The sequence below is a fragment of the Epibacterium ulvae genome (genome assembly GCF_018678075.1).
Taxonomy (GTDB): domain Bacteria; phylum Pseudomonadota; class Alphaproteobacteria; order Rhodobacterales; family Rhodobacteraceae; genus Epibacterium; species Epibacterium ulvae_A.
On record NZ_JAHHIR010000025.1, the window covers coordinates 115,124 to 132,204 of the forward strand.

15 protein-coding genes are annotated in these 17,081 nt (G+C 55.4%); 6 read left to right on the forward strand and 9 right to left on the reverse strand.

Annotated features, from left to right (window positions below):
- Positions 1-89 precede the first annotated feature (89 nt).
- Genes KMP13_RS06625 through KMP13_RS06635 form a run of 3 tightly spaced genes read right to left on the reverse strand, consistent with a single transcriptional unit; the run spans position 90 to position 2,834 of the window.
- Entirely contained in the window at positions 90-1,262 is a 1,173-nt protein-coding gene (locus tag KMP13_RS06625; RefSeq protein ID WP_435370342.1) for a CCA tRNA nucleotidyltransferase, read from the reverse strand.
- A complete protein-coding gene (locus KMP13_RS06630) occupies positions 1,262-1,873 on the reverse strand; it encodes a CoA pyrophosphatase (RefSeq protein WP_215264939.1) in 612 nt (203 codons plus the stop codon). The genes KMP13_RS06625 and KMP13_RS06630 overlap by 1 nt, the downstream gene beginning before the upstream one ends.
- On the reverse strand, positions 1,848-2,834 hold the full coding sequence (locus KMP13_RS06635; RefSeq protein WP_215264941.1) for an Hsp33 family molecular chaperone HslO: 987 nt from the start codon (positions 2,832-2,834) through the stop codon (positions 1,848-1,850). Before KMP13_RS06635 ends, KMP13_RS06630 begins: the two co-directional genes overlap by 26 nt.
- Positions 2,835-2,912: 78 nt before the next feature.
- On the opposite strand from KMP13_RS06635, the gene KMP13_RS06640 reads away from it, so the two are divergent.
- Entirely contained in the window at positions 2,913-3,350 is a 438-nt protein-coding gene (locus tag KMP13_RS06640) for an NUDIX hydrolase (RefSeq protein ID WP_215264943.1), read from the forward strand.
- 8 nt (positions 3,351-3,358) lie between these two features.
- Here KMP13_RS06640 and KMP13_RS06645 read toward each other — a convergent pair whose 3' ends face one another.
- Positions 3,359-4,591: a PP2C family protein-serine/threonine phosphatase gene (locus KMP13_RS06645; protein ID WP_215265064.1), complete on the reverse strand. Its 1,233-nt coding sequence runs from the start codon at positions 4,589-4,591 to the stop codon at positions 3,359-3,361.
- Positions 4,592-4,808: 217 nt separating this feature from the next.
- On the opposite strand from KMP13_RS06645, the gene KMP13_RS06650 reads away from it, so the two are divergent.
- Positions 4,809-5,132, forward strand: a complete 324-nt coding sequence (locus tag KMP13_RS06650) for an Hpt domain-containing protein (RefSeq protein ID WP_215264945.1) — start codon at positions 4,809-4,811, stop codon at positions 5,130-5,132.
- Between the two features lie 18 nt (positions 5,133-5,150).
- Here the strand turns inward: KMP13_RS06650 and ilvA are convergent, their stop codons facing one another.
- Both ilvA and KMP13_RS06660 read right to left on the reverse strand, forming a co-directional pair.
- Positions 5,151-6,377: a threonine ammonia-lyase IlvA gene (ilvA, locus tag KMP13_RS06655; protein ID WP_215264947.1), complete on the reverse strand. Its 1,227-nt coding sequence runs from the start codon at positions 6,375-6,377 to the stop codon at positions 5,151-5,153.
- 66 nt (positions 6,378-6,443) lie between these two features.
- On the reverse strand, positions 6,444-7,328 hold the full coding sequence (locus KMP13_RS06660; RefSeq protein ID WP_215264949.1) for a hypothetical protein: 885 nt from the start codon (positions 7,326-7,328) through the stop codon (positions 6,444-6,446).
- A gap of 11 nt (positions 7,329-7,339) precedes the next feature.
- On the opposite strand from KMP13_RS06660, the gene KMP13_RS06665 reads away from it, so the two are divergent.
- Complete coding sequence (locus KMP13_RS06665; RefSeq protein WP_215264951.1) at positions 7,340-8,563, forward strand: argininosuccinate synthase; 1,224 nt, start codon at positions 7,340-7,342, stop codon at positions 8,561-8,563.
- Between the two features lie 150 nt (positions 8,564-8,713).
- Complete coding sequence (gene msrA, locus KMP13_RS06670) at positions 8,714-9,379, forward strand: peptide-methionine (S)-S-oxide reductase MsrA (protein WP_215264953.1); 666 nt, start codon at positions 8,714-8,716, stop codon at positions 9,377-9,379.
- Between the two features lie 27 nt (positions 9,380-9,406).
- On the opposite strand, the gene KMP13_RS06675 is transcribed toward msrA, so the two are convergent.
- Both KMP13_RS06675 and KMP13_RS06680 read right to left on the reverse strand, forming a co-directional pair.
- The gene (locus KMP13_RS06675; RefSeq protein WP_215264955.1) at positions 9,407-10,300 is read right to left on the reverse strand and encodes a ribokinase; all 894 of its coding nucleotides are present in this window, start codon (positions 10,298-10,300) and stop codon (positions 9,407-9,409) included.
- A 6-nt stretch (positions 10,301-10,306) separates the two neighbouring features.
- Positions 10,307-12,562 (reverse strand): NADP-dependent malic enzyme, encoded by a 2,256-nt coding sequence (locus tag KMP13_RS06680; RefSeq protein WP_215264957.1) that lies wholly within the window; start codon positions 12,560-12,562, stop codon positions 10,307-10,309.
- Between the two features lie 299 nt (positions 12,563-12,861).
- On the opposite strand from KMP13_RS06680, the gene KMP13_RS20900 reads away from it, so the two are divergent.
- Complete coding sequence (locus tag KMP13_RS20900) at positions 12,862-13,707, forward strand: flagellin (RefSeq protein WP_215264959.1); 846 nt, start codon at positions 12,862-12,864, stop codon at positions 13,705-13,707.
- Between the two features lie 86 nt (positions 13,708-13,793).
- Positions 13,794-16,433: a DNA mismatch repair protein MutS gene (mutS, locus tag KMP13_RS06690; protein ID WP_215264961.1), complete on the forward strand. Its 2,640-nt coding sequence runs from the start codon at positions 13,794-13,796 to the stop codon at positions 16,431-16,433.
- Positions 16,434-16,515: 82 nt separating this feature from the next.
- On the opposite strand, the gene KMP13_RS06695 is transcribed toward mutS, so the two are convergent.
- Positions 16,516-17,076: a nucleotide exchange factor GrpE gene (locus KMP13_RS06695; protein ID WP_215264963.1), complete on the reverse strand. Its 561-nt coding sequence runs from the start codon at positions 17,074-17,076 to the stop codon at positions 16,516-16,518.
- Positions 17,077-17,081: the final 5 nt, after the last annotated feature.

Below are 17,081 nucleotides of genomic sequence, written 5' to 3' on the forward strand. Positions count from 1 at the left end.
ACAATACGACGGCACGTCTGGGTCGGTTCAGAAATAGTGGAAAGAACCTGCTTCGTCACCAAAAGGCGCAGAATCGGTACAATTTCGCGCTATTTGAGGGCCGAAAGCAAAGCGTCGCGATCCATTTGGAACCTGCTGTCGATCCACGTGGCTTCAAGCTTTTTCAGCGCAACGCCCAGCGCAGGTCCCGTGATTTCGGGCATCAAATCACTGGCTTGGATCGGAAAGGATGCAGACGACCCTTTGACCAATGCGTCTTGCAAATCGACGGACAAGGGCGATTCCAGCAATGCGGCACGCAAAACGGACGCTGCTTGTGCGTTCCGAACCCCGTGGCGATACGACAGTTCCGCCGCGTCTTGGGTGCCGGTGGCTGTGTTGCGCAGCAAGGTCAGCCGTTTTTCCTGTACCTTGCTCAGCCGAAGATAGTCGACAAACACATCCGGTTCACCCAATGCCGCGAGGCGCAAAACGGCATCACAGTTTTCATCTGGAAAAGGGGCTTCGCCCTCCAAATGAACAACCGGAGCCAAGGCGCGATCATCCGACCCCGGGAAAAGCGCCATCAAAACGCCTGTTTGGCGCATTGCCGCAACTGCCGGTGCCGGGTCCGGAGCGGCCATAAGTTTGAGCATCTCATGCGTCACACGTTCCCGCGAAAGCAGTGCCAACCCGTCCAGGTTTTCAGCAATCGCCGCCAGCGCGTCCGGGTCCATGCCGCCGTTAGGATCGCCGTACCAGGCATGAAACCGGAAATAGCGTAGCGTGCGCAGGAAGTCTTCCTGGATGCGGTGGGCCGCCGTGCCGATAAAACGCAGCTTGCGGGCCTGCAGGTCCGGCAGTCCGCCGAGCGGATCAAAAAGCGCACCCGTGGGATCCGCATAAATCGCATTCATCGTGAAATCACGACGCCGCGCGTCATCTTCCATATTCTGCGCAAAGGCCACAACCGCGCGACGTCCATCGGTGGCGACATCCTTGCGAAAGGTGGTCACTTCGAATGGAACCCCGTCGACCACCAATGTCACCGTGCCATGATCAATCCCGGTTGGAATTGCCTTGATCCCGGCCTTTTGGGCCAGTGCTAAAACCGCATCGGGATGCGCATCGGTTGAGATATCAAGGTCGGATACGGGCGCTCCAAGCAAGGCGTTGCGCACGCAGCCCCCCACAAAATAGACCTGCGCGCCGTCGGCCTGCAACGTGGCGCAGACCCGTTGGGTGGTATCTACCGAAAGCCAATCTTGCTCGATCCGCATCATCAAACCATCCGACTGGCCAGCGCATGCAACATGCGGGCGGATGCACCCCAAATGTAATAGGGGCCATAGGGAATGGTGTAGTAATAGCGTCTTTGCCCGCGCCAACGACGTCCCTGGATCACAAAATTCTTGGTATTCAGAACATGATCCAAAGGCACGGAAAACACTTCGGCCACTTCGCCGGGTTCAGGAACCGGTTGAAACGGTTGCTCCACCAATGCGACAACTGGCGTTACAAGAAAGCTTGTAACCGTTTCATGTGGCGCAAGGTCGCCCAACACACGAACGGATCGCGGCGGCAGGCCAATTTCCTCATCCGCTTCGCGCAAGGCCGCGGCGATGACGCCACTGTCGCTGTCTTCGACCTTGCCCCCGGGAAAGGCGATCTGCCCCGGATGATGTTTGAGGGCCGAGGATCGTTTGGTCAGGATGAGACGTGGTCCAGATTCCGCCAAGACAATTGGCATCAAGACACCCGCTGGGCGCAGCTTGCGATTTGGTGGTAACTTCACATCAGGATTGAGATCAAAGTCGGACGAGCCTTCACCGGCCCGTCCCAATGCCTCTTTTACCTGTTGGATCAACTCATGCACCTGCGTTTTTGTCCGCATCAAAACCCAGTGTCTTGGGATCCATATCGTAATGCGAACTGCAGAACTGACAATCGGCCGTCACGCGACCCGCTTCGTTGGTCATTTTCTCCAAATCGCGCGCGGAATAGATCGACAAGCTTTGACGCACACGTTCTTCTGAACAAGTACAGCCAAATTTAACCATCTGGGCATCATACACCCGCGGTTGTTCTTCATGAAACAAGCGGACCAACAAATCATTTGGCGCAACCGACGGGCCGATCAGCTCAAGCTCTTCGACTGTGTCGAGAAGAATGTTGACTCGGCTCCAGTTCTCTTCTTCATCGTCGGACACCAGATCCGTGGGGGAAAGAACGTCGCCCGAGCCCTCTTCGTTTGCCACAAAGGGAGACGCTTTTGGCATATGTTGCAACATGACCCCGCCCGCACGCCAATGGGCGTCCACACCGGGTTCCGACGACAGGCCGAATTCCAGTTTAAACGTCGTGGGCAGCTGCTCGGACTGGGCAAAATAGGATTCCGCACAAGCCGCAAGGGATGCGCCCGCCAAAGGCGTGATGCCCTGATAGGGTTTCATCCCTTCGCCCTGGTCGATCATAATGGCAAAATAGCCGTCACCAACCTGATCAAACGGATCGCCGTCCGTCAGCCGGTCAGCATCAAAACTTGCATAGGCGCGAATACGGGCGGGCTCGCCCTCTTTTTCGGGCGCATAGTAATCCGTCGCAATCATGCGAACCGGGCCTTTTGATTGGACCTGCAACGAAAGCTTCCACTGCAGCTTAACTGTCTGCCCGATCAATGCCGTCAGCAGCGCCATCTCTGCCACAAGCGCCTCGACCTTTTGCGGATAGTCATGCTGTTTCAGAATACCGTCCAAGACACCGTCCAGACGCGCCACGCGGCCGCGCATGTCAGGTGCATCAAGTTGGAAAGGCAGGACTGTATCGTCCCACGCGATTTTAGAGGCGAGTGTCATGGGGTTTCCTTAGACGCCGGAGTTTGGCATATCGAGCCTATATAGGCTTACCACCCCAAGTGTGAAGAGGGCAGTCCCATGATCCGCCGTTTTGGAGAACCCCCGAAATCGGGAATTCGTTACCGTGCGCGCCCCGGCGCCTATGCGATCCTACCCCACAACGGGCGTCTATTGCTTACGCTGCAACGCGCACCGGACCCTGATTTTCAATTGCCTGGTGGGGGTATTGAACGCGGCGAGGCACCGATTCCGGCGCTGCATCGCGAAGTTTATGAAGAAACCGGCTGGCTGATCTCGGCACCCAAAAAACTGGCTGTTTTCAGGCGGTTCGTTTTTATGCCGGAATACGATCTATGGGCTGAAAAGATCTGTCATATCTACAAGGCGCACCCTGTTCGCCGTCTTGGTCCCCCGTTGGAACCCGGACACGAAGCGCTTTGGATGCACCCTGAGGACGCGGTTCATGAATTGGGTAATGACGGCGATCGCCACTTTGTCGCGGAATTGTTCGGCTAAGGCCGGACTTATGCGCCGTTGTATTCAAACAAAGTCGCGGATACGTCGTCTTCCATTCCGAATTCTTTGGACATGACCTCGGTCAGGTTCCAATACATCTCGTCCAAGAATTCCTGACCGGATTGACCGCCATCGCACTTGCGCACCAAATCGATGAGCCCCTCGTCATCGAGCATCTCTCCGCTTTCAAGGCGTGCTTCGGTGAAACCATCCGAATAAAGCAAAAGGCGGTCGCCTTTTTCCAACACAACTTCTTCGCGAGAATAGGCGATATCGGGAACAAGGCCAACCGGAACGCCCCCTTGTCCAATGAATTCCGTGCTTCCGTCCTTGCGGATCAGCAGCGGATGCGGGTGCCCGGCTTGTACCATTTTCAAAAGCCCACTGCGCAAATCGACGGTGCAGTACGCCATGGTGAAATATTCTTCGATCCCAGTGTCGGCGATCAAACGCGCGTTTAGGATGCCAGCCACTTCTTCCGGTGATTTCAGCGCGTAGTATCGATTAAACCGCTGTTCCATCGCGACGTTTTGATCAAAGTGCGTCGACGACAGGTATCCGCCCAGACGCGCCGTCATCATGGCAGACGTAATGCCGTGTCCGGATACGTCGATGGAGTAAAAGCCAAGTCTGTTCACACCCGGCGAGAACATGCCGACCAAGTCACCACCGATGTGGCCACAAGGTTTCAAAAGCAGGCTGACATCCGATGATCCAAATGTGCCGTGGAGTTCCGGAACCAAGGACTCTTGAATTTTACGCGCTTGCATCAGGTCTTTGTCAATTGCGTCATATACGCGTTGGAGTTCATCCAATGTTTCAGAAACAATTCTATTCTTTTCTGAAAGTTCTCGCTGCATTCGCAAAATACGCTCACCCGCGGAAATACGTGCGCGCAATTCATCAGAGTTTACGGGTTTTGTCAGGAAATCATCCGCGCCGGAATGCAAACCTTCGGCAATTTCATTTTTTTCGCTTTTTGAAGTCAGAAGAATAAAATAGCTATAATCGTCTGTATTTAATTTCCGTAGATTACGACAAAACTCCAAACCGTTCATTCCCGGCATCATCCAATCACTGAGGATCAGATCCGGCGCTTCTTCCTGGCAAATCTCCATCGCCGACGCGCCGCTGTCCGCTTCGACAACGTCGAAACCCCATTTTTTCAAGGAGGCTACGAGTATGCGTCGCTGTAGTCGGCTATCGTCAACGACCAGGACGCGCCGGATCGACCCAGTCATCTCAACCGGCTCCGCTTCGTCGTTTTTAAGGTCTGGCAGCACCGAGGGCACCTCGTAAAAAGGGATAATTCTGTTGTTCTCACTTGGCACTATCCTGGTAGACCTTTAACAGTCCATGAAATCTAAAAATTGATCAAAGATCGCACTTTCACTGTAATTTTACCGATGTCAAATTACCACCGTCCTGAATTCGGATGATATAGAACGGGAAACCGACATGATTGACTGGTCTAGAGCAATGGAACTGCGCGAGGAAATCGGCGCAGACGACTTTGAAGAAGTCGTAGAAATCTTTTTGGAAGAAGTCGAGGGCGTTCTTGATAAGTTGCGCACCGGTGACAAAAGCCAACTGGAGCAGGACTTACACTTTTTGAAAGGCTCTGCGCTGAATTTGGGCTTCCGTCAATTTTCGAACCTCTGCCAAGAGGGCGAACGCGCGTCTTCTCAAGGGGACAGCGCCAGTGTGGATTTGGGAATTATTCTAAAGCTTTATGACGAATCCAAAGCCGTCTTTCTGGAGGAACTTCCCTCTCATTGCTAAGGCCACGCGCCGAAGTCATCAGATCAGAAACTGCGCCAATGTCTCATCATTGGTGATGTCGGTGAACGCCATGCCGCTGCTGTCGAGGCGGTCAAAAATGCGGCGAAAATTCTCAGGTTTTTTGGTTTCGATCCCAATGAGGACTGTTCCGAAGTTCCGGGCGGACTTTTTCAAATATTCAAATCTAGCGATATCGTCCTCCGGCCCCAGAATGTTCAGAAACTCCTTCAACGCACCAGGACGCTGAGGCAGACGAAGCAATAAATATTTTTTGATTCCCGAGTACCGCTGCGCGCGTTCCTTGACCTCAGGTAGACGTTCGAAATCAAAATTCCCGCCAGAGGTGACGCAGACAACCGTCTTGCCGCGAATCCAGCTCAGCACATCGCCCAGCGCTTCGACTGCAAGCGCGCCCGCTGGCTCCAATACAATCCCTTCGACGTTCAGCATTTCGATGATGGTTGTGCAGATACGGTCTTCGGACAATGTCAGCACATCCGGCGCAGGTGTATTCTGCAACAGCGAGAACGGCTTTTCCCCGATTTTGCCCACTGCTGCGCCATCGACAAAAGTATCAACACGATCTAGCGCAACCGGCCGGCCCGCAGACAGCGCGGCTTTCAAACACGCACCGCCCTGGGGTTCGGTAAACAGACAATGCACGTCATCGCCAAACCATGTGGCAACCCCCGACGACATGCCACCGCCACCAACGGGCAGGATAACGTGATCAGGCGCACGCCCAAGCTGTTCCTGGATTTCAACCGCGATGGAGGCCTGGCCTTCGATCACATCGTCATCGTCAAACGGAGATAGAAAATGTCCACCCTGGCTTGCGCACCAATCCTGTGCCGCCGCGAGCGTGTCATCAAAATAGTCACCGGTCAGATGGATCTCGATTTGGGATCCACCAAACATCCGGGTTTTCTGAATTTTCTGCTGCGGCGTGGTCACGGGCATGAAGATCACACCACGTTTCCCCAACTGCTTGCACATAAACGCCACGCCCTGGGCATGGTTGCCGGCTGACGCACAGACAAACAAATCCTGGTCGGGTTGTTTGCGCATGGCGTTGAAAGCACCCCGGATCTTGTAGGATCGAACCGGGCTTAGGTCTTCGCGCTTGAGGTAGATGTCTGCCCCAAACCGTTCAGACAGCAAAACGTTGCGTTGAAGCGGCGTTGCGGGAAATACATCGCGCATGGCTTGGGTTGCGGTGCGGGCATCTGATCGAAAATCACTCATGCCCTTTGTTGGCGCATGCCTGCCCCTATGACAAGGGGCAGGCGTAAGGCAAAATGCAAGACCGCTTTAGATTTCGCGACCTTCGACATACACGCCGTAGATAGTTGTTGCGATACTGACATGCAGGAAGGATGAAAGGATCGTAATCCCTACGCTCAACGCACTGAATACCCCCTCGGGAAGGACCAGCGCAACTCCGGTTTGCAACAGGCCGAAAACGGCGAAGATCAATGCCAAACCAAACAAAGCGCCCGAACCGGGTCTCGTCGCAGCCCAGGCCACGGCAAGACCATTGCCTTCACGCCTCAATGCGATCCCTGGAAACAATGGTGTCATTCGGTAGATGATCCATGTCATCACGGTTGAAACGCCAAAATTTAGGAAAAAACCAAAAGCGGATAACAGCACTGTCGCGTTCGCCCCGAGGAACCAGTAAAGGGAAAGGGTTGGGATCAAAACCAAAATCATCACCCCCAAATACCCAAAGAAGTACATAAAGATGCTCGAGATCTCGACCTTGTTGATCCAATCAACCGGGGTCTCAAGCAGCACGAAACGGTGCCATGTGACAATTGGCCAGATCAAAACCAAGTTGATCAAGATGATGAACAGTAAGATCATCAGGATGGGCCCGATCGCCGCGCCAAAATTGCCAAGGTAAAGCTGGAACATCGCGTCCCCTTGGACTTGTACAAAAATCGCGATCACCAACACGATGGTGAGCAAAAAAGGCACTGTGAAAATCTTGAACATGGTGCCGGCGTTTCGGATCAACATCATTAGTGAATGCATTAGGATCCGCCAGGATATCGCAAAACTTGCCATAATATGTCTTTCAGTATTGTTTAAGTTGAATGCGAGTAACCGTCTACCGCAACTCGATTTGGCTGCAACCCCTGAAAACCTTGCCCTTGGTTCAAAAAAGCGGTAGGGCGCTTTCGTTCTGATCAAGAGGAAAACCCATGTCCGCGCCCAAGAAAGTTGTGCTGGCCTACTCCGGCGGCCTTGATACATCGATCATCCTGAAATGGCTGCAGACCGAATACGGCTGCGAGGTTGTCACCTTCACTGCTGACCTTGGTCAGGGCGAAGAGTTGGAGCCGGCCCGCCAAAAGGCTGAGCTGCTCGGTATCAAACCGGAAAACATCTACATCGAAGACATCCGCGAAGAGTTCGTGCGTGACTTTGTCTTCCCGATGTTCCGCGCCAATGCGGTTTACGAAGGGCTATATCTGCTGGGCACGTCAATCGCACGCCCGCTGATCTCCAAACGTCTGGTTGAGATCGCGGCAGAGACCGGTGCCGATGCGGTATCCCACGGTGCCACCGGCAAAGGCAACGACCAGGTTCGGTTTGAACTGTCGGCCTATGCGCTGAACCCTGAGATCAAGGTGATCGCACCTTGGCGTGAATGGGATCTGTCCTCGCGCACCAAACTGTTGGAATTCGCCGAAGCGAACCAGATCCCGATCGCCAAAGACAAACGCGGCGAAGCGCCGTTCTCGGTCGATGCGAACCTGCTGCATACTTCGTCCGAAGGTAAGGTTCTGGAAGATCCGGCGCAAATGGCGCCCGATTACGTCTATCAGCGCTCGGTTCACCCCGAAGATGCGCCTGATACGCCTGAATTCATCGAAATCACCTTTGAAAAAGGCGACGCAGTTGCCATCAACGGTGAGGCGATGTCGCCGGCAACCATCCTGACCAAGCTGAACGAATATGGCGGCAAGCATGGTATCGGTCGTCTGGATTTCGTGGAAAACCGTTTCGTCGGCATGAAATCGCGAGGCATCTATGAAACACCGGGCGGCGACGTCCTGCTGGAAGCGCACCGCGGTATCGAACAGATCACCCTGGATTCTGGCGCGGGTCACCTGAAGGACTCGATCATGCCGCGCTATGCTGAGCTGATCTACAACGGCTTCTGGTACTCGCCCGAACGTGAGATGCTGCAAGCGCTGATCGACAAGAGCCAGGAACATGTCTCCGGCACCGTTCGTCTGAAACTCTATAAAGGGTCGGCAAAAACCGTGGGCCGCTGGTCGGATCACAGCTTGTATTCCGAGGCGCATGTGACCTTCGAAGAAGACGCCGGCGCCTATGACCAAAAAGATGCAGATGGCTTCATCCAGTTGAACGCGCTGCGCTTGAAACTTTTGGCAGCGCGCAACAATCGCCTGAAATAATCCTGTCAAAGCCCGGCCAAGCGCCGGGCTTTTTCTTTTGGAACTCCTGACATTTTCGACCCGTTCTCACCTGTGCGTGACATCGCGCCGCTGTGAGTTGCCGTTGCCTGCATCTGCTGCACATTTAGGCAAAGGAAACAGGAGGCTCCTATGACCGCATTCGAAAAAATCAAACTCGCTGCTTTGGCACTTGCCGTATCAGTCGCCACTGTCGCGGGGACGGGTAAAAGTCACGCGGCTGAGCCCGAAACACTGACCGTGGCTGGCGGGTGTTTCTGGTGCGTCGAAAGTGATTTCGAAAGCGTGCCCGGCGTTTTGGAAGCTGTATCAGGTTTCACCGGTGGCAAGGCGTCAAACCCGAACTACAAACAGGTCACCGCCGGCGGCACGGGTCACTATGAAGCGGTGCAGATCACCTTTGATCCCGACCAGGTCTCGCGTCGTTCCCTCCTGGATATGTTCTTTCGCTCCATCGATCCAACGGATGCTGGCGGGCAATTTTGCGATCGCGGCGACAGCTATAGATCAGCGATCTTTGTCGGATCAAATGGCGAAAAGTCACTGGCGAGCGCGGCAAAATCCAATGCGCAATCCGAACTGGGGCAGACTATTGTAACGCCCATTTTGGACAAGGGCGCATTTTTCCCGGCTGACGCCTACCACCAAGATTACTACAAAGGCAGCAAGTTGATCATCACCCGTTTTGGCCCCAAACGCCAGGCAGAGGCTTACAAACGCTACCGCACCGCCTGTGGTCGCGATGCCCGTGTGAAACAGCTTTGGGGTGACGCGGCACCTTTTGCTGATCATCACTAACGTCAAAGGGGCCGTTTGGCCCCTTTTTCATTTCAGGTCTGCGCTCTTGGCCTCGGCCAAGGTTGGAATGACATCTGCAGTACCGCGCCGTGTAACCATGACGGCTGCGGCGCGGCTTGCCATTTTGATTGCAACGTCCATCGACTGCCCCGCATCTAGCCCCGCTAAGACATAGCCGGTAAACGTATCGCCGGCGCCCGTGGTATCCACGACCTCCACATCAAATGCGTCGAATGTGGAGACCTTGCCGGTTGAACCATCAATGTGACGTGCGCCGTCTCCGCCAAGGGTCACGATCACGTCTTTGATCCCCAGCTCCTCGGCCCGTTTCCCGGTTGCCTCAAACAGCTGTTCCGCCTCGACCTGGTTCAGGATCAGAAAATCCAGATACGGCAGCACAGCGGCAACAGCACCGGCGTCAAACGGTGCGGCCGCGTAGCAGACCCGCAACCCCTTGGCCGCGGCCAGCCGGCAGGCCTCTACCTGCATATTCGTCTCATTTTGCGTGACAAAAATATCGCCGACCGTCGCGCCAGCCATGGCGTTTTCGACATGTTCGGACGTTAGGTCCTGATTTGCACCGGGGAAAAGGACGATCTGGTTTTCGCCCTTCTCCTTGCTGTCCTTGTTCGCCACGACATAGATCACCGCGTGGCCTGTTGGGCTGTTCGCAGCCGCGACCTTGGCGGTATCAACGCCAAAATCAGATAGCTTCTGAACCATCTCCGCCCCATCGGGACCAACAGCACCGATGTGATGCACTGTCGCGCCAGCCCGAGCGGCCGCAACAGACATATTTGCGCCCTTACCACCCAGAAATCTGTCGACCTGGTCTGCCGCAAGCGTTTCACCGGGCGCGGGAAAACGCGACAGGGTGTAGACGAGATCCAGATTGATCGACCCGAGATTCCAGATGGCCATAGGCGTTTACCCCACGTTGCTGGCAGCAAGGATCGCCATGTTCAAAACATCATTGGCAGTCGAGGTGGTGGAACAGATCTGAATAGGCTTGTCCACACCGGACAGGATCGGGCCAATCACGGTCGCCCCACCCATTTCCTGCATCAATTTGACCGAGATCGACGCCGAATGGCGCGCTGGTACGATCAGGATGTTTGCAGGCCCGGTCAGACGTTGGAAGGGATAGGCCTCTTGCGCGCGGCTGTTGAGCGCGACATCAACGGTCATTTCGCCTTCGTATTCGAAATCCACACCACGTTTGTCCAGAACAGCCGGTGCCAGATGCATTTTCTCGGCCCGTTCGGACACCGGATAGCCAAATGTCGAGAAGCTGACAAATGCGACACGCGGTTCAAGGCCCATATGGCGCGCAACACCGGCCGCACGTTCAGCGATATTGGCCAGATCTTCTTCGTTTGGCCATTCATGCACCAACGTGTCGCCAATCAAGACAATACGCCCCTTGTGCAACAAGGCCGTCACGCCGGCAGAGCCCTGATTTTCATCTGAATCAAACACGTGGTTGATACGATCCAGGATATAAGCGGACTTACGGGTTGCCCCAGTGACCAAGCCATCGCCGTGACCATGCGCCAGCATCAGGGCTGAGAATACGTGCCGATCACGACCCGCAAGACGGTGAATGTCCTTCTGGTCGAAACCTTTGCGCTGCAAACGGCCATAAAGGAACTCTTTGTAAGTTTCGAAATGCGGGGAGTTGGCGGCGTTGATAACCTCCAATTCGCGCACGGCGTCCCCCATGCCTGCAGCTTCAAGTTTGTCTTTGACTTCGTCCGAGCGTCCCACAACCAGTGCCTTGCCAAATCCGGAGCGTTGGTAGTTTACAGCAGCACGCAAAACGCGTGGATCATCCCCTTCGGCAAAGATCATCCGCGATTGGGCCGACCGCGCGCGTGCGTTCAGGCTGCGCAGGATCGATGCGGTTGGGTCCATGCGGCTTTTCAGGCTGAGCTCATAGGCATCCATGTCCACGATCGGACGACGCGACACGCCTGTCTCGATGCCGGCACGTGCGACGGCGGGCGGGATACGGTGGATCAGACGCGGGTCAAACGGTGTTGGAATGATGTAGTCACGCCCAAAGGTCAGTGATTTTCCGTAAGCAAGCGCCACCTCATCCGGCACGTCTTCGCGCGCCAAGGCGGCAAGCGCATGGGCGCAAGCGATCTTCATCTCATCATTGATGGCACGGGCGTGAATATCGAGCGCACCCCGGAACAGATAGGGGAAGCCGAGCACGTTGTTGACCTGGTTCGGGTAATCCGAACGGCCCGTGGCGACGATGGCATCAACGCGGACTTCATGCGCTTCTTCGGGGGTGATTTCCGGATCCGGGTTGGCCATGGCAAAGATGACCGGATTGTCGGCCATGGATTTGACCATATCTTGGGTCACAGCGCCTTTGACCGAAACGCCAAGGAAGACGTCAGCGCCGTTCATCGCCTCTTCCAGCGTCCGCAGATCAGTGGTCACCGCATGGGCCGATTTCCACTGGTTCATACCTTCGGTACGGCCCTGATAAATTACGCCTTTGGTGTCGCAGACGATGCAGTTTTCGTGCCGCGCGCCCATGGATTTCAGCAGTTCGATACAGGCAATGCCCGCCGCGCCAGCACCGTTCAGAACGATTTTGACGTCTTCGATCTTCTTACCCGACAGATGCAACGCATTCAAAAGGCCAGCCGCACAGATCACCGCCGTGCCATGTTGGTCATCGTGGAAAACCGGGATGTCCATCTCTTCTTTGAGCTTCTGCTCAATGATGAAACACTCGGGCGCTTTGATGTCTTCGAGGTTAATGCCGCCGAACGTCGGTCCCATCAATCTCACCGCGTTGATGAACTCATCCGGGTCCTCGGTGTCCAATTCGATGTCGATTGAATTCACATCCGCGAACCGTTTGAAGAGAACGGATTTTCCTTCCATCACCGGTTTGGACCCTAGCGCGCCAAGGTTGCCAAGTCCCAATACCGCGGTCCCGTTTGAGATCACCGCAACTAGGTTGCCCTTGTTAGTATAGTCATACGCCAGTTCTGGGTTTTCCGCGATGTCCTCGCAAGGAACTGCCACGCCGGGGCTATAGGCCAGCGACAAGTCGCGTTGGGTGGTCATAGGCACGGTGGCCTGCACTTCCCATTTGCCAGGTGTCGGTTCCAGGTGAAAGGCAAGCGCTTCTTCGCGGGTGATCTTGGCTTTGGGCATCGTGCGGCGTTCCTCTTCTTGTCCCAGACGGTTTAGTGAATCAGTGCCTCAGCTACAACGCACGTTACCGGTAACAGTATGTATTTCTGCATTTGAACTATTGGACATAATGCTGCCACAATTCAAACACCCCAGCGCTGCAATCCAAAATTAATCCTTAACGGGTCGATTAACCAGTTAACACGTAGCCCATGCGGTGAGTACGTCCGCTGGTCGAGCTAGAACGGCTCTCACTATCCGGAAATGGTCCGAAAAAGGGACCATTTTACCAAAGCTTCCGAATTGGAGAGATATGAACCGTGATCAGTTTTCAAACAAATACTGGCGCCTTGACTGCGCTCCAGATGCTAGGTGGGACAAGCCAAAATCTTGAGACCACTCAGACGCAGATTTCGACCGGGCGAGAGGTAAACGGCCCACAGGACAACGCCGCGCTTTGGGCGATTTCAGAACTGCAGAAAGCTGACCTCAGCACATATGACGCCTTGTCGGATACGCTGGCTTTGGGGGAGGCCACTTTAAGTGTTGCTTCAGCAGGAGCCGAGTTCATTTCGGACACCCTGATTGAAATGAAACAGCTGGCAATTTTGGGCGCAACCAGCGGGGCCGATTTCTCCAAGATAGAGGCCCAGCTGTCGCAGAAGACGGACCAGATAGAATCAATCATCTCCGGATCTCAATTCAACGGTGTTAACCTTTTGAAATCCGACATCAATGGCTCAGGGGGGACCACGTTCTCGATCGCTTCCTCGCAGAGCCAAACCGGCAGTGGCCCCGCATCCCTCAGCAGTATTGACGTCGACACTCTGGATTTGGAAGGCAGTGCGAGTTTTGACCTTGATGGGCGAACAGCCGTCACAGATGCCTCCAGCGCGCAGGCCGCCATCGGCGAGATTGAGGGCTTTTTTCAATTTGCCGTGGACGGCGCGGCACGACTGGGTGCAGCCGCTTCTCGGATCGGAGGACAACAAGAGTTCTTGTCCAAGCAAGCTGACGCCACAAAAGAAGGCCTGAGCGCGCTGATCGAAACGAATATAGAAGAAGCCGCCGTCAAGTTGAAATCCTTTCAAGTGCAGCAACAACTGGGGTACAACTCGCTCTCCATCGCCAATGCTGCGCCACAGTCCCTGCTGGGACTTTACTAAGCGAACGACCACAGACACACATACGGGTTTCCCTCGGACTCCGCGCATTGTAGATCTCGGGGAACGAAACTCCGGGGGACACTCGTATGACTGTGACGCCAATGATGGCTCAATATCTCGACATCAAGGCGCAGTACCCTGACGCTCTTCTGTTCTATCGGATGGGCGATTTTTACGAGATGTTCTTTGAAGACGCGGTCAACGCCGCCGAAGCGCTAGACATTGCCCTCACCAAACGCGGCAAACACGACGGTAAGGACATTCCCATGTGCGGTGTGCCTGTGCACGCCGCCGAAGGGTATCTGCTGTCATTGATCCGCAAAGGGTTTCGCGTTGCCGTTGGCGAACAGCTCGAAAGCCCGGCCGAAGCCAAGAAACGTGGCTACAAGGCGGTTGTAAAACGTGACGTCGTGCGGTTGGTGACACCTGGTACGTTGACCGAAGACTCCCTGCTGGAAGCACGTCGCCACAATTTCCTGGTGTCCTATACCGAACTGCGGGACGAGGCGGCATTGGCGTGGGCTGATATCTCAACCGGTGCATTTCACGTGATGCCAATCCCACGTGTGCGCCTGTCACCTGAACTGGCCCGCCTGGCCCCGTCAGAACTGATTGTCGCGGATGGTCCGGTCTATGACCACTGCCTGCCACTGACCGAAGAATACAAGATCCCCCTCACCCCGTTAGGCAAAGCAAGCTTTGACAGCACGGCGGCAGAAAAACGTCTGTGCGCTTTGTTCAACGTGGGAGCATTGGACGGGTTTGGCACCTTCTCGCGGGCCGAGGTTTCGGCGATGGGGGCGTTGATCGATTACCTGGAGATCACGCAAAAGGGCAAGCTGCCACTGATGCAGCACCCGGTTCAGGAAGCCGAAGACCGGGTGGTGCAAATCGATGCCTCGACCCGGCGCAATTTGGAACTCACCCGTTCGCTGTCTGGTGGGCGCGCCGGATCGCTTTTGTCCGTCGTAGATCGAACCGTCACTCCCGGCGGTGGACGTTTGTTGGAACAGCGCCTGTCTAGCCCCTCCCGCAATCTGGACACGATCAGCGCCCGACTTGCGGCGCTGGATTTCACGGTGGACCAACCCGGCCTTGGCCAGGACCTGCGGGATGCTTTGCGCAAGACACCGGATCTGGACCGGGCCCTGTCTCGTCTGGCATTGGAGCGCGGAGGCCCACGGGACTTGGCCGCCATTCGCAATGGTTTGACCCAGGCCGAAGACATTGCCGCGTTTTGCGCATCCCTCGACCTGCCGTCCCTTATGGCCCAAGCGCGTGAAGCACTGCTGGGGTTTGATGATTTGCTCGCCTTGTTGGATGCGGCTTTGGTCGCGGAGCCGCCCTTGATGGCGCGTGATGGTGGTTTCATTGCGCCGGGCTATGATCCCGAGTTGGATGAGGCCCGCACCCTGCGTGACGAAGGGCGCAGTGTCATTGCAGCGCTGCAACAGAAATATTCGGAACACACAGGCATCAACGCGCTCAAGATCAAGCACAACAATGTGCTGGGCTACTTCATTGAGACAACCGCGACCCACGCTGACAAAATGCTGTCCGCGCCGCTGTCTGAAACCTATATCCACCGCCAGACAACCGCCAATCAAGTGCGGTTCACAACTGTCGAGCTATCAGAGCTTGAGACCCGCATTCTGAATGCCGGAAATCTGGCGTTAGAGAGTGAAAAGCGGCTCTATGCCGTGCTTTCTGGTGCAATTCTAGACCAGGCCGCGCTGTTGAACCAAGCCGCCCGTGGCTTGGCAGAATTCGACTTGGTCACCGCTTTGACAGACCTCGCACGTGCAGAAAACTGGTCACGGCCAAAGGTTGATACCACCCGAGCCTTTGACATTGCAGGTGGCCGCCATCCGGTTGTGGAACACGCCTTGCGTCAACAAGGGGGCGATCCTTTTGTGGCCAATGACTGTGATCTTTCGGCAGAGGACACGGCTGCGGTCTGGCTACTAACGGGCCCGAACATGGCGGGTAAGTCGACCTTCTTGCGCCAGAACGCCTTGATCGCGCTGTTGGCGCAAATGGGCAGCTATGTTCCTGCCGAACGTGCGCATATCGGTCTGATCAGTCAATTGTTCAGCCGCGTTGGGGCCTCTGACGATCTGGCGCGTGGCCGTTCTACGTTTATGGTTGAAATGGTGGAAACCGCCGCGATCCTCAATCAGGCCGACGACAAGGCGCTGGTAATCCTAGATGAAATCGGACGCGGGACGGCGACTTATGATGGGCTGTCAATCGCCTGGGCCACGCTGGAACATTTGCATGAAACCAACCGCTCCCGCGCGCTTTTTGCGACCCATTACCATGAATTGACCCAGCTCGCCTCAAAGCTCCCCGGCGTCGACAATGCCACCGTCTCGGTCAAGGAATGGGAAGGTGAGGTTATCTTTCTCCACGAGGTGCGCAAAGGAGCCGCAGACCGATCTTATGGCGTTCAAGTGGCACAACTTGCAGGCCTTCCCCAATCCGTCGTTGCACGTGCGCGTGATGTATTGGACATGCTGGAAAAAAGCAGCCGCGAGGGTGGAAAAGGCTCCATTCAGATCGACGATCTCCCGCTCTTTGCCGCAGCCCCTGCACCGCAACCCAAACCAGCGGCTGGTCCCTCGACCATCGATCTTCTGCTCGAAGATATCAATCCAGACGACCTAACTCCGCGCGAAGCGCTTGAGGCTCTCTACAAACTCAAAGACGCATCAAACGCCACATAGGAAAACGGCGGGCAAATTGACCCGCCGCCTTTTCATCTTTTCAAAAATACTTTCGCCGAAGGCATCGCGCCCAAGGCGCGACTTAGCCCGATGTGGAGGAAACACCCACTTGGGCCGGTCGCAGCAAGCGATCGTGCAACATGAAGCCCTGAGCCGAGACCTGAATAATATCGCCGGCTTTGGTTCCAGGCACGGGTGCCTCGAACATGGCTTCATGTACTTGCGGATCAAAGCGGTCACCCACTTCGGGTGTCACAACCCGCACACCGTGTTTGCCAAAGACATCCAGCAATGTGCGCATGGTCAGTTCAACACCCTCGATCAACGCGGCAGAGACTTCTTTCTGCTCGTCCGTCGCTGATTCAACCGCGCGTTTCATATTGTCGAACACCGGCAGCAGATCGCGTGCCAGTTTCGAGCCGCCATATTGCTCGGCTTCACGGCGCGCTTTGTCGCCGCGTTTGCGGGAGTTCTCAGCATCTGCCAGCGCCCGCATAAAGCGGTCTTTCAGCTCGTCGCGTTCAGCACGCAGCGAGTCCAGCTCCAGCGCTTCATCATCGATCTCTTCGATTTCATTCGCCAGCTCTTCCGCTTCGGCTGCGTCAATGTCATCCAGAAAGTCGTCGTTCTTCGGCTCTGCCATGTTTC